18 protein-coding genes and 1 pseudogene are annotated in these 17,804 nt (G+C 37.7%); 13 read left to right on the top strand and 6 right to left on the bottom strand.

The genetic code is table 11. The features are described from left to right. The first annotated feature begins 557 nt into the window (after positions 1–557). From EFE42_RS08550 to EFE42_RS08530, 5 genes and pseudogenes are all read left to right on the top strand, one after another. Positions 558–1,358: a winged helix-turn-helix domain-containing protein gene (locus EFE42_RS08550; protein ID WP_123136839.1), complete on the top strand. Its 801-nt coding sequence runs from the start codon at positions 558–560 to the stop codon at positions 1,356–1,358. Positions 1,359–1,807: 449 nt separating this feature from the next. Continuing rightward, a pseudogene (locus EFE42_RS11035) lies at positions 1,808–2,194 on the top strand (IS1634 family transposase); the annotation flags it as partial. Between the two features lie 309 nt (positions 2,195–2,503). Beyond that, positions 2,504–3,145, top strand: coding sequence for a corrinoid protein (locus tag EFE42_RS08540; RefSeq protein WP_123136838.1), 642 nt, complete (start codon positions 2,504–2,506; stop codon positions 3,143–3,145). A 30-nt stretch (positions 3,146–3,175) separates the two neighbouring features. Next, positions 3,176–4,240 (top strand): methylcobamide:CoM methyltransferase MtaA, encoded by a 1,065-nt coding sequence (gene mtaA / locus EFE42_RS08535; protein WP_123136837.1) that lies wholly within the window; start codon positions 3,176–3,178, stop codon positions 4,238–4,240. Further along, positions 4,230–4,820, top strand: coding sequence for a GPR1/FUN34/YaaH family transporter (locus EFE42_RS08530; RefSeq protein ID WP_158599219.1), 591 nt, complete (start codon positions 4,230–4,232; stop codon positions 4,818–4,820). Before mtaA ends, EFE42_RS08530 begins: the two co-directional genes overlap by 11 nt. Before the next feature lie 1,000 nt (positions 4,821–5,820). On the opposite strand, the gene EFE42_RS08520 is transcribed toward EFE42_RS08530, so the two are convergent. From EFE42_RS08520 to EFE42_RS08510, 4 genes are all read right to left on the bottom strand, one after another. Further along, positions 5,821–6,177 carry a hypothetical protein gene (locus EFE42_RS08520; RefSeq protein WP_123136835.1) on the bottom strand — a complete coding sequence of 119 codons (357 nt, stop codon included), beginning with the start codon at positions 6,175–6,177 and terminating at the stop codon, positions 5,821–5,823. A 3-nt stretch (positions 6,178–6,180) separates the two neighbouring features. After that, positions 6,181–6,324, bottom strand: a complete 144-nt coding sequence (locus EFE42_RS10550; RefSeq protein WP_158599218.1) for a hypothetical protein — start codon at positions 6,322–6,324, stop codon at positions 6,181–6,183. 403 nt (positions 6,325–6,727) lie between these two features. Then, complete coding sequence (locus tag EFE42_RS08515; protein WP_123136834.1) at positions 6,728–7,249, bottom strand: O-acetyl-ADP-ribose deacetylase; 522 nt, start codon at positions 7,247–7,249, stop codon at positions 6,728–6,730. Positions 7,250–7,289: 40 nt separating this feature from the next. After that, positions 7,290–8,534, bottom strand: coding sequence for a GntP family permease (locus tag EFE42_RS08510; RefSeq protein WP_123136833.1), 1,245 nt, complete (start codon positions 8,532–8,534; stop codon positions 7,290–7,292). 184 nt (positions 8,535–8,718) lie between these two features. Between EFE42_RS08510 and mdh the strand changes: the two genes are divergently transcribed. Next, the gene (gene mdh, locus EFE42_RS08505) at positions 8,719–9,642 is read left to right on the top strand and encodes a malate dehydrogenase (protein ID WP_123136832.1); all 924 of its coding nucleotides are present in this window, start codon (positions 8,719–8,721) and stop codon (positions 9,640–9,642) included. A 352-nt stretch (positions 9,643–9,994) separates the two neighbouring features. Here mdh and EFE42_RS08500 read toward each other — a convergent pair whose 3' ends face one another. After that, positions 9,995–10,744, bottom strand: a complete 750-nt coding sequence (locus EFE42_RS08500; RefSeq protein ID WP_158599217.1) for an amidohydrolase family protein — start codon at positions 10,742–10,744, stop codon at positions 9,995–9,997. 441 nt (positions 10,745–11,185) lie between these two features. Between EFE42_RS08500 and EFE42_RS10545 the strand changes: the two genes are divergently transcribed. The 4 genes from EFE42_RS10545 (at position 11,186) to EFE42_RS08480 (ending at position 14,254) form a co-directional block, all read left to right on the top strand. Beyond that, complete coding sequence (locus tag EFE42_RS10545) at positions 11,186–11,347, top strand: hypothetical protein (RefSeq protein WP_158599216.1); 162 nt, start codon at positions 11,186–11,188, stop codon at positions 11,345–11,347. A 134-nt stretch (positions 11,348–11,481) separates the two neighbouring features. Continuing rightward, on the top strand, positions 11,482–12,264 hold the full coding sequence (locus tag EFE42_RS08490; protein ID WP_123136829.1) for a TrkA C-terminal domain-containing protein: 783 nt from the start codon (positions 11,482–11,484) through the stop codon (positions 12,262–12,264). Positions 12,265–12,559: 295 nt separating this feature from the next. Then, positions 12,560–13,855 carry a DEAD/DEAH box helicase gene (locus EFE42_RS08485; RefSeq protein ID WP_123136894.1) on the top strand — a complete coding sequence of 432 codons (1,296 nt, stop codon included), beginning with the start codon at positions 12,560–12,562 and terminating at the stop codon, positions 13,853–13,855. 207 nt (positions 13,856–14,062) lie between these two features. After that, positions 14,063–14,254, top strand: a complete 192-nt coding sequence (locus tag EFE42_RS08480) for a TRAM domain-containing protein (RefSeq protein WP_013037550.1) — start codon at positions 14,063–14,065, stop codon at positions 14,252–14,254. Positions 14,255–14,568: 314 nt separating this feature from the next. Here the strand turns inward: EFE42_RS08480 and EFE42_RS08475 are convergent, their stop codons facing one another. Next, a complete protein-coding gene (locus EFE42_RS08475; protein WP_148039270.1) occupies positions 14,569–14,793 on the bottom strand; it encodes a hypothetical protein in 225 nt (74 codons plus the stop codon). A 422-nt stretch (positions 14,794–15,215) separates the two neighbouring features. Between EFE42_RS08475 and EFE42_RS08470 the strand changes: the two genes are divergently transcribed. The 3 genes from EFE42_RS08470 (at position 15,216) to EFE42_RS08460 (ending at position 17,659) form a co-directional block, all read left to right on the top strand. Then, entirely contained in the window at positions 15,216–15,707 is a 492-nt protein-coding gene (locus EFE42_RS08470) for a RimK/LysX family protein (protein WP_123136827.1), read from the top strand. Beyond that, positions 15,704–16,609, top strand: a complete 906-nt coding sequence (rimK, locus tag EFE42_RS08465) for a 30S ribosomal protein S6--L-glutamate ligase (protein ID WP_123136826.1) — start codon at positions 15,704–15,706, stop codon at positions 16,607–16,609. The genes EFE42_RS08470 and rimK overlap by 4 nt, the downstream gene beginning before the upstream one ends. A gap of 105 nt (positions 16,610–16,714) precedes the next feature. After that, positions 16,715–17,659, top strand: coding sequence for a succinylglutamate desuccinylase/aspartoacylase family protein (locus EFE42_RS08460; protein WP_233564794.1), 945 nt, complete (start codon positions 16,715–16,717; stop codon positions 17,657–17,659). Positions 17,660–17,804: the final 145 nt, after the last annotated feature.

The following is a 17,804-nucleotide window of genomic DNA, read 5'->3' as shown; positions in this document are numbered from 1 at the left end:
TACTTGAACTTTTCGAAATGAACAGAGTAAACAGGGATTTAACCCGACTTTGACAGTTACCGTGGATTCATGGAAGAGGAAGACAAAAAACTACATTTATGCCAATTTTGATGCGGTGAATACTCTGTTTTTAAGGTCAAAATTGGCAATTCATGACGATTTAAGTGAATTTATTGAGACTGTCAAATCGAATTTCCTGGCAAAAAAGTAAAAAATTGAACAAAAGAGAAGACATTCTCTTTAGAAAAGAGGATAAACTGTCAAACTTGGGTTACCGGGAGACTGTCGGAAAAGTGGTGAAATCGAAACATTTCAAGCAATGACTGAAAGTAAAACGCTATGCCGTGTTGCACTGTATTTAATGGATATGTTATAATTTTCTTGAATGTGGACATTTCCGACAATCTCTAATATATAGTTATAAGGTATATTCCGAAAAGGTAATAAGTAAAGTTATACTTTTTAAAAGAGACTAGCAAAATATTTTCTGTAGAGGGATCGCAAAATGAATTTTTTTGAATGGTGTAATATTTCATTAACGATCTGGGGATTTCAAAATGAAAACGTCTCTGATTGAAACTATACTAATGTCAGATAAAAGAAAAGATGTACTCCTTTTACTTTATAATAATGGAACTGAAGATATTGATGAAATAAAAGATATACTTGGTTATGATTCAAGTGGATTAACACCTCAAATAAAAAAATTATTAGATTGGGATTTGATAATTCAAGACCATCACAATTATAAACTATCTGATATGGGCTATTTGATCGTTGAAAAAATGCAAAAATTATTAGACATTGCAAAAGTATTCGAGGAAAATCATGATTATTGGGAAAGTCGAGACCTTAGCGAAATACCAGAACACATGCTAAAAAGGGTTGGAGAACTAGGTCATTGCTATTTAATAGAACCAGACAGACATCATTTATTCGAACATCACCCTCATTTTATAGAAAAATCACTTGAATCGAAATACCTCATGATGGCCAGTTCTTCTTTTAATCCACAGACCATTTCTGTTCTCTGTGAAGCTGCAGATAAAAGTACTGATATTTCCTATATTATAACAAAACCTGTACTTGAAAGATCAATGAAAGATTGCAAAATAGACCTCGATAATTTTTTTTCATATAATAATACTAACTTATACTTAAGGACAATTGAAAGGGATATTGAACCTATAACGGTAGCAGTTTCGGACATATTTGTATCGCTATGGCTCTTCGATAAAAACCACCGGTTTAATCGCATCACTTTGATAAGTTATGACAATAGTGCTATAGCATGGGGAGAGGATTTATTTAAATATTATCTTAATAACTCAAAACCAATCACATACAAAGACATATAATATATCAGGTTACTATTAACTACTTTCCATAAAAGATATCTAATTTGTAGATTAGGTATTCTATCCGACTTTGACAGTCAAAAGTAATAATAGTGTTCTTAGCTTTGCTGTATTCGGTAAAAATGCAACAAAAACTAAGGACGTATGAGATTATTCCTAACAAGAATATGTGCTTTCCCATCGGAAACGTCTTGGCTGTAAACCAACTTTACGAAATCCTCGATATTGCTTCAGTTTTTGGTAAACACAAAAAGAATGGGATTGACATCAACAACCTGCTCAAAGCCCTTGTAAGTTAAAACTGACGGATAATTTCAGCATAAGTAAAGCTCACGAATGAATCAATCGTGAGGAAGTCCTTGGTATTTTTACTCTTCCTGAATTCAGTGAACGAAATCTGTACAGGGTAATTGCAGAAGGAACAACTTGATTCCAGAGCTAGAAAGGTGATTACAGGCAGAGAAGGATTTTTCTGCCTTTAATTAAGCAGGAATTTGACACTAAAACAGGCTCTTTCTAAATACAGAAAGATGGATTCAATTGAGAAAACCATCAACTCACTGAAGAATGAAATTGAGATCAAACCATTGCGAGTGTGGACGGATGCTAGCGTTTATGGAGCTGTGATTCTTGGGTTCATTGCGCAATTGTTCATATCGCTGATGCGATACGAGTACGATGAACTCAAGTCCAAATCTACAAAATTCATTAAAAATAGCTTATTGAATTTGACAGTTACCGTGGATTACATGAAAAATAAGGCAAAAAGGTACATTTACGCTAATTTTGATGCCATAAATACACTGATTTTAAGGCAAAAAGGGATGAAATCGTAGAAATTAACGTGAAATAGTTAAGACTGTCAAATGGGTTTTCCTGACAAAAAAGTGAAATTTTTAGGTTGGAAGAGGAGACGATTTCTTTAGCAAGGAGTGGATACTGTCAAACCCGGGATATTAACCTCTTTGATTATGTGAACCCAGTTAATATATGAACCCAGTTAAAATAAATCTATGTTATTATAAAATCAATTCACGGTTATACTATATATTATATTTTAATGAATATAAAACTAGGTGATGAGATGCAGTTTGAATTATCTCACTCATCATTAAATAAGGTAGTAATATTAAAGGAGGAATAGTGTGAACAAAAATTACATGCTAGAAAAATTAATTGACGTGGTTGTTAAGGGTGATAAATACACTGCACCTGATATTGCAAATGAAGCATTAGGAGAAGGTATAGACCCTTATGAAGCCATCGTAAATGGTTTGTCAAAAGGGATGTCTATACTCGGCAACAAATATGATAATGGAGAAGCTTATGTTCCGGACCTTCTCCTGGGAACCGATGCTATGTATGCAGGAATGGATGTATTAAATCCTTATCTAAAAGTAGAAGACACAAATCAGTCTGATACAGTTGTTTTGGGCGTTATTGAAGGAGATATTCATGATATTGGTAAAAGTTTGGTTAAAACAATGGTATCTATATCAGATTTCAATGTAATTGATCTTGGCGCCGATGTTTCACCTGAAGATTTTGTTGAAACAGCAAAAGAATATGGTGCAAAGGCCATCTCTATAAGTTCTTTAATGACAACCACTATGAGTGGCATGGAGACAGTTATCGACATCCTCCATGAAAAGGACTTGAGAGATTCAGTAAAAGTCATTGTTGGTGGTGCGCCGGTTACTGAAAAATTTGCAAACAAAATTGGTGCTGATTCGACACAGCCTGATGCAAGTAAAGCTGCAAGTTGGCTCGCATCCAACATTAAATAAAATGGACGTATTCAACAGGAGGATACATATATGAAAGAAATGACTTCTAAAGAAAGGATTTTATTTACTTTGAAAGGTAAAGCAGTGGATAAAGCACCTGTTGGAGGATGGACATCTGCAGGTGTAGTAGACTTTATGGACGTATCTGGTGCTGAAAGACCAAAAGCAGATAGCGATGCTAAAACAATGGCTGATCTTGCAAAATCAGCACATAATGATGCTGAATTTGACGCTGTAAGGGTACCTTATGACATTGCTATAGTTTCGGAAGTGATGGGTTGTGAGATTGACCCAGGAAATAAGGCCAGTCAACCATCAATAAAAACCCATCCATTTAGTGAATCAATGGACAGTCTAAGTTTACCAAAGAATTTGCTTGAAAAAGGAAGAATCCCAGTTCTTTTGAAAGCAATTGAAATCCTGAAAGAGGAAGTTGGAGACGAAGTAGCAGTTATTGCAGGTTGTGAAGGTCCTACAACTCTCGCATCCAATCTCTCCAATGTTAATTCATTCATGAGGTGGATACGTACCGACCGTGATAGAGTTGAAATGATAATGGATATAAGTGCAGATGCATGTCTGGAAGTTGCAAACGCTTGCTTTGACCATGGTGCAGATGCCTTTGTTTTCGCAGATCCTGTAGCATCACCCGATTTAGTGTCTCCTGAAGACTTTGAAGCTCTTTTGAAACCGAGGTTATCTAAGATTGCCAAAAATCTAAACGGATATAGTGCTCTGCATATTTGTGGAAAAACCGATTTAGTAATACCACATATGGTAGAATGTGGATTTACCTGCATAAGTATTGAAGAAAAGGTTAAAGATACTAAAACTGCAGTGGAAATTGCACATGAAAATAACACTTTGGTAATTGGTAATGTTTCATCATCTCAAACATTATTCAGTGGAACACCTGAAGAAGTAAAAAAAGAGGCTACTGAAAGCCTAAATAATGGTATCGATTTGCTAAATGCTGGTTGTGGGGTAGCACCAAAAACGCCACTTGAAAATTTAAAAGCAATGGCAGAAGCAAGGGATGAATATTTCGAAAATAAGGATGTTAATGTTAAAAGGGGGCATAGAAATGGCAAATGATTCAACCTGGGCAGATCCTGCACCATTGGGATTTGCCGGCTTAGCAAGTATTACATTAATGTTCTCTTTAATAATGTTGGGCAAGATTCCTACTTCCGAAGTACCCTTGTTAGTGGCAGTGGGAGTTACAGGAGGCCTAGCTCAATTTACAACTGGTATAATCTTATTTAAAAAAGGAAATGTACCAGCCGGCAATCTATTTGCTACATTTGGAACGTTATTTATGATCGCACCTGGTTTGATGGTATTTTTACATGGGATAGGTGTTACTGATGGAATCAGTACAATGCTAGGATCTTTCAATGTGTTATTAGGAGTTTTCCTTTTAATATGGGTGATACCTCTCCTGAGGGCACCTTGGGTTGAATTTTTGATTGGTCCGATCGGTGGTGTGACATTAATTACTGCTGGTTTAGGGCATCTCACAACAGGTGCTTTATCAGCAAGATTAACTACTATAGGTGGTTATTTGTTTATAGTGCTTACCTTATGGGGATTATGGATGATGGCACATCATCTAGGAAAAGCAACCGATTTCCATATACCTATAGGTTCTCCTATACTTGGGAAAAAATATTAAATTAGTTATTTAATTATGTCATTACCCTGCATACCTATACAGGGTAATGCATACTATTTTTGAGCTTATTTCAAAAATTTAAATATTGAGCTCATTTCAAAAGTATAGATACTACCTAGTACAATAATTATATGAGAGAAATATATGGAGTTCATAGAACTCTCTGATGAACAATGGAAATACATCAAACCGTTTTTGCCACAGCAGCCAATAACTGGAAGAAAAGAGATCTAACGACCTTAATGTCATCAATGGAATTCTCTTTGTTCTGATTACAGGTTGTAGGTGAGAGGATATGCCATCTATTTACGGCTCCCATGTAAATGCATGGAGAAGGCTTGAAAGATGTCAGAGGAATATAGCAATAAGATAATGGAATCCCTTCGGGATTCAGCTTACCAGAAGGGTAAATTCTCTATGGATATTGTATTTTGATAGCAGTTTTATTGAAACAAAAAAGGTAAAATTCCGAATACAACGGCCACAAAAAAAGGAATGGAATAAAGATACATGTTTGTATAAGTTGTAAAGGCTTTACTTTGACAATCCAAATAGCCTCGGGAAAAGAACATTACAGAAATCACTTTGTTGAGTTCATGGAAATATAAAGATCAAACTGAAAAAAGACCAAGAACCAGACAGTTAGAAGTACTTGCAGATTCTTCTTATGATGAGATAAACATCAGGAAATATCAGAGACACAGAGCGATATAAAATAACATTTCTATTAATAAATATCAGGAATCGGAGATATACTAAGAGGGGAAGATCTACAAGACTTGAATATGAGTCATAAAGGAGAAGTGGGACAATAGAACGATTCATTGCATGATTGAAAATGGGATACAGGAAAATAGCAAGTAGATATGAAAGACAAAACGTTGCTTTCAAAGGACTACTGGACATTACATTTTTCTAATATCCTAAGGAACGTTTTAACAGAATTTATAAAAATTGGTTTAATATTTAACAAACATATAACCCCTGCTTTATAAAAATACTATTTCTTACAGCTAGCAATCCAACTAAGTTGACCCACTCCCATTCTTTCATAATTTTGATCGACGGCCAACCGTGCAAGTTTAACAGCGGGGTAAGGGTCATGTGCGAAATCATCACACATATCTTCTCTTTTAATTGCTTTAACTTCTAATACATCGGTTGTTAATGTAAAATACCCCACCAAGTGTTTTTCATAATAACAAACGTAAGTTCTACTTACTAATTGTTCTTGATTGTTTTTTGCATCGTTTTTAAAAAAATCGTTCAACTCTTCTTCAGTTGAATTAAAAAAAGAAACATCGTGTTTTTTAGATAAAGGATAAACGATAAGGGAATAGGGATCGATTTTAGGCATGTATCAGAACCTAATTCTCTTATACATTTTTCTGGCGTTTTTCACTAACTCCTTTTGTTGTGTAGTTGCGGGTTTTTTTTCGTTTTCCCAGAATTCTTTAGCATCCTCACCTTCTAACCGTAATCCTAACTCAATAGGCTTTGCCACTATTCTTCCTCCTCTTTTATGTGCAATATGTGTCACAGTATGAAAAATGTAAGACGGGCGTGTATCACACATTCCTATACCATTATCTTACACTTATTTTATTTGAATATTCCTATTATTCATCTTCAATAAGACAAACGTATCCATTCCTTTCTACAAACTTTAACTTCTGTCCCTTCTTCCATCCTTTCAAATCTGCAATAGACTTGGGTACTGTCAGGCTTAACCTATTTTTTGATTCTTGAAGTCTTGGCATAATTACAACTTATCCTTTATGTTAAGGTATATGATAGATAATACTTTAAACTTAATGGTTCAATGGATAATACAGTATTACATTATCACTATTACATTAAGAGATAATCAGCCATTATTCCGATCATTTCTCTATCTCCTGCTTTGTTTATGGTACTCTTTCATCAAGTACCCGATTGAAGCTACTGAAAGTTTCATCGTTAAAACATACAAATACTATCCTGTCAAAAACAGGCCTGTCGTTCAGAAAACTGATAACTTCATCTATGGCGATCTCAGCTGCCCACTGTATAGGAAAATGGTAGACTCCGGTACTTATTGAAGGGAAAGCGATAGTTTTGATTCCTTTTTCTGCTGCCAATTCAAGACAATTCCTGTAACATCTTGTCAGCATTTTGTCCTCGTCATTGTTTCCGCCGTGCCAGACAGGTCCCACTGTGTGTATGACCCATTTTGCCGGCAGGTCATAGCCTTGCGTGATTTTCGCTTCACCTGTTGCACAACCGTTCAGTGTCCTGCACTCTTCCAGCAGTTTAGGTCCTGCAGCTTTGTGTATTGCTCCATCAACCCCTCCTCCGCCCAGCAGGGAATTATTGGCTGCATTAACAATGGCATCAACTTCCTGTTCTGTGATGTCACCTTTAATTATCTTGATTATCTGTTTATCCATAATCTGTGGTCTTTTTTACTGGTTAATAATTGTTGTCACTTCAGAACAGGAAATAATCAATCAGTAAGACTGAAGTGAAGAGTAATATTCCCAGTATGGCAAGTGGAATGGTATAATTCGATACTACGGTTTTCACATCATCTCCCGTGGTTCTCTGGATCAGCCAGAAAAATGGATCTGTAACGTAGGAAAACACCATGGTGCCAGCTGATATCATTAATATCAGGGGAATGGTTGCCACCTCTGAAACATAGGGGCTGTAGGCGAGTATGGATGATGTTATTATTGCGGTGACAGCCCTGGATCCCTGTGCAGTCTGGATTATCGCGGCGAAAATAAACGGGATGAAAAGAGCAGGTACTAGGTGTCCGATAAGATTATAGGTATTTTCTGCAAATGAACTAGCAGCAATTACTCCTCCAAGTGCCCCCGCACCGCATAGGTCAAGTAATATAATACCTGCATTGCGGCTGCCTTTCTCAAAAACGGTATCCAGATTTTCTTTTTTTACCAGTAACAGGGAGAAACTGGCTGCAAGAATAATGGCAAGATTGACATCTGCCAGCAGGGAAGCTCCCGGCAAAAAATAGCCAATTGTCAGGAAAAAAATGGGCAGTATTAATGGAATCCATCCAATAGGTGACTCCTTTGCTGACAATTCTCTTTCTTTCCATGTGTCTTTGTGGCTGCCTCTTTTTGAAATAAGCAGGTATCCAAAAATAAAGAGAATTATGGATATGGTGATTGCAGCCAGGTTGAAACCAGCATCAACATTAAAATTAAGATTTCTTGTAATACTGTATATGACAGGAAGCGGATACAGAAGGACAAAAGAAAGTGTACTTGCGACCGCGGTTGCATAATAACATTTCTTCCTGATCTCGGAGTTTACTTTCAGGTTTTCAACAAGGGGTATCATTACCACATAAGCTGTCAGGCAGCACATGAGGGGTATGGATAACAGGTAACCTGCAATCGCTGATGTAAGGGTGGGTCGTGAGGATATTTTTTGCATATCCGGCACAATCCGCTGAGCAAAATTTTCCTGTCTTATTACCAGGGCAATCAATGACCCTGAAAAAATAGGAATTGCTAGGAGTGCAAAAACCCTGCCTGCGCCCTGTGTAGCCATTGCGATTGCATTTTGCTGCATCCCGCTGAAAATACCATAAAAAAGGGCTGCACCTGTCAGGACAAGGAAAGGGGGTAATCTAATCTTCCAGAGAAGAATTGTTATTAATACTATAGTTATCGTGAAAATCAGGATAGCTTGCACATTTTTCACCGTTTTTGGTTAATTCACATTCTGTATATCATCTCCAGTTATATTTTCTGTATATTTTAAACCAATGTTTTCAAAAATACCTTTAATACGAAACAGCAATATTAATCGCAAAAGAATAGTTTTAATTATAAAAAAATCTAATTTGATTTCCTCTTAAAACAATCACATCAAAGGTGCTTTTGCCATGGTTAAAATCTCAGTAATAGGAGCAGGGAATGTTGGTGCAACTACTGTGCAGAGACTTGCCGAAATGGAATTCGGTAACATTGTCCTTGTGGATATAGTTGAAGGTTTACCTCAGGGAAAAGCCCTGGACCTTATGCAGGCAGGAGCTATAGTAGGATATGATACCAAAATCAAAGGCAGTAATGACTATGCGGACATTGTTGATTCAGATATTGTTATCATAACTGCCGGGGCTGCAAGAAAACCCGGAATGAGCCGGGCTGATCTGATAAATATCAATACTAAGATCATGAAAGATGTTTGTGAGAATGTCAGAGAATATGCACCTCATTGTATTGTTATTGCTGTTACCAATCCTCTTGATGTAATGACTTATGTGGCCCTGGAAGTCACTGGTTTTGAATCAAATCGTGTATTTGGAATGAGTGGAATACTTGATACAGGACGTTTTGCCAGTTTTATTGCCGATGAACTTGCCTGCTCCAAAAGAGATGTTGAAGCAATGGTGATAGGTGGTCATGGGGACCAGATGCTTCCCCTTCCCCAGCATTCTTCAGTATTCGGGACGCCTCTGCCAGAATTGCTTGGAGAAGATGTCATTGCAGGGCTTGTAGAACGTACAATCCATGGTGGTGCTGAAATAGTTGCTCTTCTCAAACAGGGTAGCGCCTTTTATGCACCCTCTGCTGCCATAGTCCAGATGGTTGAATCAATTCTGAGAGATGAAAAGAGAATCTTACCTGTTTCTGCTTATCTGGAGGGGGAATATGGCCAGAAAGGAATATATTTCGGTGTACCTGCAAAAATTGGTTGTGGGGGTGTTGAAGGTATAATAGAGCTGGAACTGACTGAAGAACAGAAACAGGTACTAAAAGAATCTTCCGCAAGCATAAAGGAAAGGATCGACAATCTGGACATCTGATATCTCGCAGTTTGGAGAATTTTTTGTAGTAGAAAACGGCACAGACAAGTCAAAAAGTAAACTCTTATGGAGGCAATTGCCTATAAGGTTGGTTTTAATAATGCGAGAGATTAAAACTACCTCTTCAAAGCCATTTTATAGTTTTTTGGCTTTGCAGAGATTCTCGTCATCCTTTGCAACACGGCCATATTTATTGCAGTAATACGAAGGATTCTTAATAAGTTTTTTAAATTCCTTTGTATTTCCAGGAACACATCTTTTTTGCCATCTTTATCCTCCTTAAAAGAATAATACACAAATCAAACTATAATAATAGTTTGGGCTGTATTATTATTTTAAATTATCTTGCAGTTCAGAAATCCCATAAATGTGCTGCATTTTTGTACAGTACCCTGTCAACATCCTTTGTCGAAAAGGTTCCGTCTTCCTGTAGTTTAACTATGTTCTGGAGTTGTTCCTGCAGGTTTCCCCAGGGTTCATCTGAACCAAAAAGGACTTTTCCTTCTGGCTGGCTGGTTATTATATCCTCAGTAGTCGTGTCATGATTTTTATACATGTATCTGTATGCTTCGTGGTTTGACATTGCAGTATCCAGATAGAGATTATCAAGATCATTGAGTGCATTTATAATTTCAGGGATACCATCTCCCAGATGTGCAAGCTGAAAATTAATATCCGTATATTGTTCCACTTTATCCAGCAATTTATAAGGATCTTTATTACACGCCATAGGGATGTGTAAAAGGAGGTTCATGTAGTTTTCATTCATATAACTCAGGATTGAATCACCAGGCATATTTCCATAGATTCCATAATACTTTATCCCTGCAGGAGGTTTTTCGTATTCATCTTCATATTTTGCAATATTTTCGGCACTATCATTTGCAGCTATAAACGGTATAAAAGCGACCCGGTCATCATCAATTGCCCATATTTCATCGTTTGCTCTGGTGTAATCTATCTTCCAACCAGAGTATGGTTCATCAGGGTCTGGAGATTTGTTTTTGAGATGGTAGAAAAGACCTTTCCAGAAATGTCCGAAAGTGTTTGATGGTTCTGGTTGTGCAAAAAGAACACAGTTTTCAACATTGTTCTTATCCATGTTCTCCTGCAGCCTCTGTATGTTATTACTTATTCTGGTGGTAGGCCTTAGCGCCATTGTCATAAAGATTGAATTTGTTCCGTAATGGCAATGTGCATCATTGATCCGAGATTTTCCACATTTTTTCATGAAGAACTGTTTTTATTTATGCTGCATATACATACTCGACACAAAGATTTGCTTGCTGCTGTCTTTTCTGAAGCCTTTGTCGAATTGATGAGGCTTGTACATAATGTATCGTCTATGCTGGAGTACAGAAGAATTAGATTATATGAAAATGGCATAGATGCGAGTTTTTCACATTATTTACTTGCGGATGTCGGCAAATTTTGGGTGTGGTTTATAATAGGCATAAAGTTTATCAATGGTAAATCATTATAGATATTTATAACGATTAAACATCACAATATATGTGACTAATAGATAAACGGGGGTTAGTAAATGGAAATTTACCAAAATGAATCTATACAGGAGAAAAGTGATCTTACCAGACAAGCAAACCGTAGCATTACCATTAATGAAATGGTTTTCATGATGGTTATTCTGGCATTTGGATTGTTTTCTCTGTACAGGTTGATCGCTTATGCCAACCTCATCGGCTGATTATTAAAGGGCAATTCACTGAATTGCCTTATTTTCCTCCTCTCCTATTCCTTTCCTTCCACTTTATGGTTCATTTTACTCAGAAAATAATAAATGGCTTCAGGTCCAATAGGACACAAGGAGAAGACTTCTAAATGATAGCGGCATTTGTTACGGTTTTTGTGGTAATTATTTTATCTCTTTTTATCAATCGTATAGCCACTATTGCGTTAACCCTAACCGGTCTTTCCCGCGAAGTCTCACGTTTCCAGGCAAGATCTGCACTTACAGGTGCGGGTTTTACAACCACGGAATCCGAAAAAATGATGAATCATCCTGTAAGGCGCAGGATACTGATGTTGCTTATGCTTGTGGGGAATGCAGGAATAATAACCCTGATGGCTTCTGTAGTCCTTGTCTTTCTGAATCCTGCTTCTGATACATTGCTAAGTTATGTCATTGTCATTACACTTGGTATGCTAACAATTTTAATCCTTACCCGTAGCAAAAACACTGATAGATTCCTCAGCCGTGTTATCACTTTTTCTCTTACCAGATGGACCGATATCCAGACATCGGATTCTGCAAGCCTGATTTACCTGGGTGGGGATTATCAGGTTTCAGAACTGGAAGTTGGCTCTGAAGATTGGCTAGCCGGTAAAGTCCTAAATGAGTTGAACCTTGTGGATGAGGGAGTACTTATTCTTGGTATCCAGAAACCCGGCGGTAAATACATTGGAGCCCCTGTAGCGTCCACGCGTATTGAAGTTAATGATGTACTTCTTCTATACGGCAGAGGAGAATCTTTGCGTTCCCTGGACAGAAGACGTAAAGGGCTTCGCGGAGCGGTTGCACACGCCGAAGCAGTGGCACAGCAGAGGGACGTGGTGGAAGAACAGGAAACAGGCAGTAAACAAAGTGAGTCTGCGGATATTTGATTATTTTTCTTCGATATACTTTCCTATTTTTTGCTTTCAGTATAGGCTCGTTGTAAAATACCACTAAATATATCCAGTTTTTAGTAAAACCAATTTATGGGATTGCCTTGCTTACCGACAACCTTTATATACTTGCCGTTGTTATGGACCATGCCTCTTTTTGTTTAAAGAAACATTTAGAACAAGTACATCTAATTGATCATCATTATCCCCAAAGATGCCTATACAGGCACCTATTCTGTGTCAGGCAATTTTTCAGGATACTGTGATAGCAGAATATAAAAGGAATTTTACCATGGAATCATTAACTTTTAAAGATTTGAATTTATCGAAAAATATTGAACGTGCAGTTGAAGATATGGGTTTTGAGGAACCCACCCCTATTCAATCTCAATCTATCCCCTATCTTATGGAAGGTAAGGATGTAATAGGACAGGCGCAGACCGGTACCGGTAAAACTGCTGCCTTCGGTATACCTGCTCTTGAAATGCTGGATGTCAAGAGTAAGAAGGTTCAGGTATTGGTCCTCTGTCCAACCAGGGAGCTGGCAAATCAGGTTGCTGAGGAGATGAGCAACCTTGCCAAGTACCAGAATACCAAAATGTTACCTGTTTACGGTGGTCAACCAATAGACAGGCAGATTAAGGCCTTGAGAAGAGGGGTACACATTGTAATTGGTACTCCCGGGCGAGTTATGGACCATATCCAGAGAAAGACACTGAAGTTTGATGGTGTGAAAATGCTGGTGCTTGATGAAGCTGATGAAATGCTTGATATGGGTTTCAGGGAGGACATTGAATTTATTCTCAGTCGCGTGCCCGGCCAGAAACAAACAGTTCTATTTTCTGCCACGATGCCCAAGCCAATTATTAAACTCACAAAGAAATACCTGCAAAATCCCCAGATGGTAAAGACGGTTCATAAGAAACTAACGGTCCCCCAGATTGAACAATTCTATTTCGAAGTCAAAAACAATGCAAAGACCGAAATTTTGTGCCGTTTGATAGATATTTACAATTTCAAGTCCTCTCTTGTTTTCTGTAATACCAAGAAAAACGTCGATAAGCAGGTTGAAACTCTCAAGGCACGAGGTTATCTTGTAGATGGACTGCATGGTGATATGAGGCAAGCGCAAAGGGAACGTGTCATGTCTAATTTCAGGAAAGGAGAAATTGAGACACTCGTTGCAACTGATGTTGCTGCCCGTGGTATCGATGTGGAGAACATCGAGGCTGTTTTCAACTATGACATTCCCCAAGATGAAGAATCATATGTCCACAGGATAGGCAGAACCGGTAGGGCAGGCAAAGAAGGAATTGCAATAACCTTTGCTTCCGGTAAGGACACCCGTAAGATCAAAAATATACAGAAACACACAAAGGCAAAGATTATAAGGAAAAATGTTCCTTCCCAGAGTGATGTTGAAGATATCAGGGCGGAAAAGCTGTCACAAAACGTCAAGAAGATAATCGATGATGGGCATATTGGCAAATATGAGCACTGGGTCGAAAATTTACTGGAGGAAGATTATGCTTCAGTGGATATCGCAGCTGCACTTGTGAAAATATTGTTAGCGGAAGATAAGAAATAATCCTCTTGCAGGGAGGTTTATTTTTCTCCCATTCCTATTCAAAAAGTATATATACCATAACATCGTAGTATGTTTGCTTTTAAGAGATCAAGGCTACTGAGATAAATATTAGGTTTATACGTTTTTACTATTTTCCTATGTTTTCCAACTAGTTAATTATCTGTTTTAAGCCTCATTAGAAAGGACGTGTAATATTTGTTTAACAATATGGATTCAAGTGCACCAGTAGAAGCTGGCGAAAGTTATGAAGTGACCATCGAAGATATCGCAAGAGAAGGAGACGGCATTGCAAGAGTTAGCGGCTTTGTCATCTTTGTTCCAAACACAGAAGTCGGCGATGAAGTCACTGTTAAAGTCACCAAAGTAATGCGTAAATTCGCATTCGGTGAAGTAGTTTAAATCTTCTGATTTTGAAAAAAACGATTTGGGAAATACCCAAATCCCTATTTTATTTCTATTTTGTAGTTTGGTATTTGAATACCGGTTAAATTAACTTAAATTCTATAGGTCTCCTCGTGAAGTTAGTGGAAACTTTGGTTGGATTTAGTTAACACTCAATTTATTATAGCAATTATTCTTCACAAAGCAGGAAATAGGACGAGAAATTATCTATGTTCAGAATTCACGGAAAGTGATTTTTATCATGCAAAAGAAGGTTATATTGAAAAGTTTTATCAAAAAGTCTGATTTTCAAAATTTTCCCGGAGATTGACTTAATTTCCGGGATGAATGGCAGGAATGTTTTTCCTGTATGAGAAAAGCCGACTGTTAAGAATTATAGGTGTGGCTGCCAGTGCAATTATTATCAATGCCCATGTGCAGAATCCGATTGCTGCATATACTGGATACTGGAACAGTTCCCCGAACGTAGTCAAATCTATTATGAGACCCACATCTTCCAGGGTATGAATCATTTTGATACCTGTGTGTGTGAACATTTGCCAGAAGAATATAGATGCTGCTGACAATATTCCCGTTTTTGATGTAAGATAAAATGCTGGATGGCTTCTAAAAATGCCCGTTTTGGAGAGTTTGTTTTTTCGAATCATGATTTTCCATAGGTACTTAGTATAGCACACATCAGGATTCGCATCTATATAAAAAAATCCGGATTTATTAATTATGAACAATATTATTCATGAATATTTCTGTGGATAAAGCATAATTTAGACACCATGTTATAGTAAGTATATTTTGAAATCAATAAAAATCTTATAAAAACATATATATACTCTAAGTTGGATTTGCTTCTTAAAATTATGAAAATAGATGTGTCATTTGTGTAAACACCACTTTGTTAAGGAATAGGTTATTTTTACCTAGAATGATATGTCAAAAAAGTTCACAGTGAAGATGTCTTATGACTAAAAAAGAACAGGGCTTGATGCTTGGATGGAGAGAATGGGTTGCACTACCCGAATTAGGACTGTATGCCATAAAAGCGAAAGTAGATACAGGCGCCAGAACATCTGCATTGCATGCGTTTGATATCGAGCTTTACAGAGAGAATAATATTGATATGGTTCGATTTCTGGTTCATCCCATTCAAAAAAACTTAAATTTCTATATTGAATGCAAAGTTCCACTTAAGGATAGACGTCAGGTGACCGATTCTGGTGGTCATAGGGAGATGCGTTATGTCATCGAAACACCTGTTGTTTTTGAAAATTATATGTACCCCATTGAACTAACGCTTACTGGCCGGGATACTATGCGTTTCAAGATGTTACTGGGGCGTAATGCACTTAAGAAAAGAGCAATGGTAAATCCGACTGCATCATTTATGTGTGGGAAACTGGATAAAAAAACATTATACGAACTATATGGGATAAGACCCGAGGTAAACGAATGAAAATTGCTTTATTGTCAAGGAATAAGAAACTTTACTCAACTCGTCGATTAATTGAAGCAGCAGAAGAGAATGGGCATACAATTCAGGTTATAGATGTATTGCGTGCTTACATGAATATTACTTCTCACAAACCTTCCATTCACTATAAAGGCGAGGAATTGAACGATTTTGATGCGGTAATTCCCCGTATAGGTGCATCTGTTACATTCTATGGTGCTGCAGTTTTGCGACAATTTGAGATGATGGGTGTTTTTCCTTTGAATGAATCAGTTGCACTTACCCGTTCCAGGGACAAACTACGCTCTTTACAGTTACTCTCCCGCAGGGGTATAGGTTTGCCTGTGACTGTGTATGCAAGCAAACCCGATGATGTAAAAGACATGGTAAAAATGGTTGGTGGCGCTCCACTTGTTGTTAAGATTCTTGAAGGTACACAGGGTATAGGTGTAGTGCTTGCAGAAACACAAAAAGCTGCAGAAAGTATTATTGAAGGATTTATGGGTGTAAATGCAAATATCCTGGTCCAGGAATACATAAAGGAATCCAAGGGTGCCGACATACGCTGTTTTGTTGTTGGGGGTAAAGTTGTGGCATCCATGAAAAGACAAGGTCCCAAAGATGAATTCCGTTCAAACATTCACAGAGGAGGAACAGCAACTACTATCAGAATCACACCTGAAGAACGGTCAACTGCTGTGCGTGCTGCAAAAATAATGGGGCTTAATGTTGCAGGTGTTGATCTTTTACGTTCCAATCATGGACCTGTGGTGATGGAAGTAAACTCCAGTCCCGGTTTGGAAGGTATAGAATCCAGTACTGGCAAAGATATTGCAGGTATGATAATTGATTATATTGAGAAAAACAGTAAATTTGGTAAGACACGAACCAGAGGAAAAGGTTAATCGATGCAACCACCAATAACAATCGCAGGGAATACGGTTCAACCGGGAACAAGAAAATCCATTGAATTACCGATTCCCAGCTTTTATACTCATACATCGGCTTCAATGCCAGTTCATATTATACATGGACGCAAACCCGGGCCCTGTCTACTCGTCTGTGCTGCTATTCACGGGGATGAGATTAACGGTGTAGAAATTATTCGTCGTGTCCTTGCACATAAAACGATCAATAACCTCAAAGGCACTCTTATTACTATACCAATTGTAAATGTTTTTGGTTTTGTCTCCCAGTCTCGTTATTTACCGGATAGGCGAGATCTGAACCGCTCTTTTCCGGGTTCTAAGAAAGGTTCAATGGCATCCCGATTGGCAAATATCCTGATGGAAGAAATAGTAGAACATTGCAGCCATATAATTGATCTTCATACAGGAGCTGTTGCCCGGGATAATTTACCCCAGATACGTGCGTGCCTGGTAGATGATACAGAAACAGAAGCTTTAGCCCGTGCGTTTGGCGTACCGGTCATAATTAATACTGAACTGCGTGATGGGTCATTGCGTGAAGCTGCTCGTGAGAAAAATATACCATTTTTATTATATGAAGCAGGTGAGGCACTTCGTTTTGATGAGGTCGCAATTCGGGCAGGTGTCAGGGGTATACTTGGAGTTATGCATCATTTAGGTATGAGGACAAAGGCCAGAAAAAAGAAAGGTTATGAGACTGTGATATCTAAATCGACCCAATGGATCAGATCTCCTACAAGCGGAATATTGCGTTCGATTTCTCCTCTGGGAACATTGGTCAGAAAAGGAGATTTACTGGCTTATGTAGGTGACCCTCTGGGTGAGGTTGAGACAAAAGTTATGAGTTCATTTTGTGGGATTGTAATCGGAAAGACAAATCTGCCCCTGGTTCATGAAGGGGATGCTATATATCATATTGCCAGGTATCCAGAAGCTGAAGAGGTTTCTAATTACATAGAATCATATCATGATGAACTTGATCCTCTAAACGATGAAATAGCAGATAAGAGCAATTCCCTGGCATGATTGCTCGGCTTTTAAAATCTATTTTTTATTCAGGAATGAAGATGTTTACCGTTTTAATGGCAAATCCACGAAAATTAAATTAAGTATATCAATATTTTACACAGGTAGATTTTAACTTTTTTTCTTAATGTATATTCGATTGAAC

Origin of the sequence: Methanohalophilus sp. RSK (assembly GCF_003722075.1) — an archaeon.
Classification (GTDB): Archaea; Halobacteriota; Methanosarcinia; order Methanosarcinales; family Methanosarcinaceae; genus Methanohalophilus.
This window is presented reverse-complemented; position numbering and strand designations above follow the sequence as displayed.

Excerpts from the sequence above, each read along its gene's own strand:
- EFE42_RS08550 (WP_123136839.1), top strand. The coding sequence starts at position 558 with ATGAAAACGTCTCTGATTGAAACTATACTAATGTCAGATAAAAGAAAA.
- mtaA (WP_123136837.1), top strand. The coding sequence starts at position 3,176 with ATGAAAGAAATGACTTCTAAAGAAAGGATTTTATTTACTTTGAAAGGT.
- EFE42_RS08530 (WP_158599219.1), top strand. The coding sequence starts at position 4,230 with ATGGCAAATGATTCAACCTGGGCAGATCCTGCACCATTGGGATTTGCC.
- EFE42_RS08520 (WP_123136835.1), bottom strand. The coding sequence starts at position 6,177 with ATGCCTAAAATCGATCCCTATTCCCTTATCGTTTATCCTTTATCTAAA.
- EFE42_RS08515 (WP_123136834.1), bottom strand. The coding sequence starts at position 7,249 with ATGGATAAACAGATAATCAAGATAATTAAAGGTGACATCACAGAACAG.
- mdh (WP_123136832.1), top strand. The coding sequence starts at position 8,719 with ATGGTTAAAATCTCAGTAATAGGAGCAGGGAATGTTGGTGCAACTACT.
- EFE42_RS08500 (WP_158599217.1), bottom strand. The coding sequence starts at position 10,744 with ATGGATAAGAACAATGTTGAAAACTGTGTTCTTTTTGCACAACCAGAA.
- EFE42_RS10545 (WP_158599216.1), top strand. The coding sequence starts at position 11,186 with ATGGAAATTTACCAAAATGAATCTATACAGGAGAAAAGTGATCTTACC.
- EFE42_RS08490 (WP_123136829.1), top strand. The coding sequence starts at position 11,482 with ATGATAGCGGCATTTGTTACGGTTTTTGTGGTAATTATTTTATCTCTT.
- EFE42_RS08485 (WP_123136894.1), top strand. The coding sequence starts at position 12,560 with ATGGAATCATTAACTTTTAAAGATTTGAATTTATCGAAAAATATTGAA.
- EFE42_RS08480 (WP_013037550.1), top strand. The coding sequence starts at position 14,063 with ATGGATTCAAGTGCACCAGTAGAAGCTGGCGAAAGTTATGAAGTGACC.
- EFE42_RS08475 (WP_148039270.1), bottom strand. The coding sequence starts at position 14,793 with ATGTTCACACACACAGGTATCAAAATGATTCATACCCTGGAAGATGTG.
- EFE42_RS08470 (WP_123136827.1), top strand. The coding sequence starts at position 15,216 with ATGACTAAAAAAGAACAGGGCTTGATGCTTGGATGGAGAGAATGGGTT.
- rimK (WP_123136826.1), top strand. The coding sequence starts at position 15,704 with ATGAAAATTGCTTTATTGTCAAGGAATAAGAAACTTTACTCAACTCGT.
- EFE42_RS08460 (WP_233564794.1), top strand. The coding sequence starts at position 16,715 with ATGCCAGTTCATATTATACATGGACGCAAACCCGGGCCCTGTCTACTC.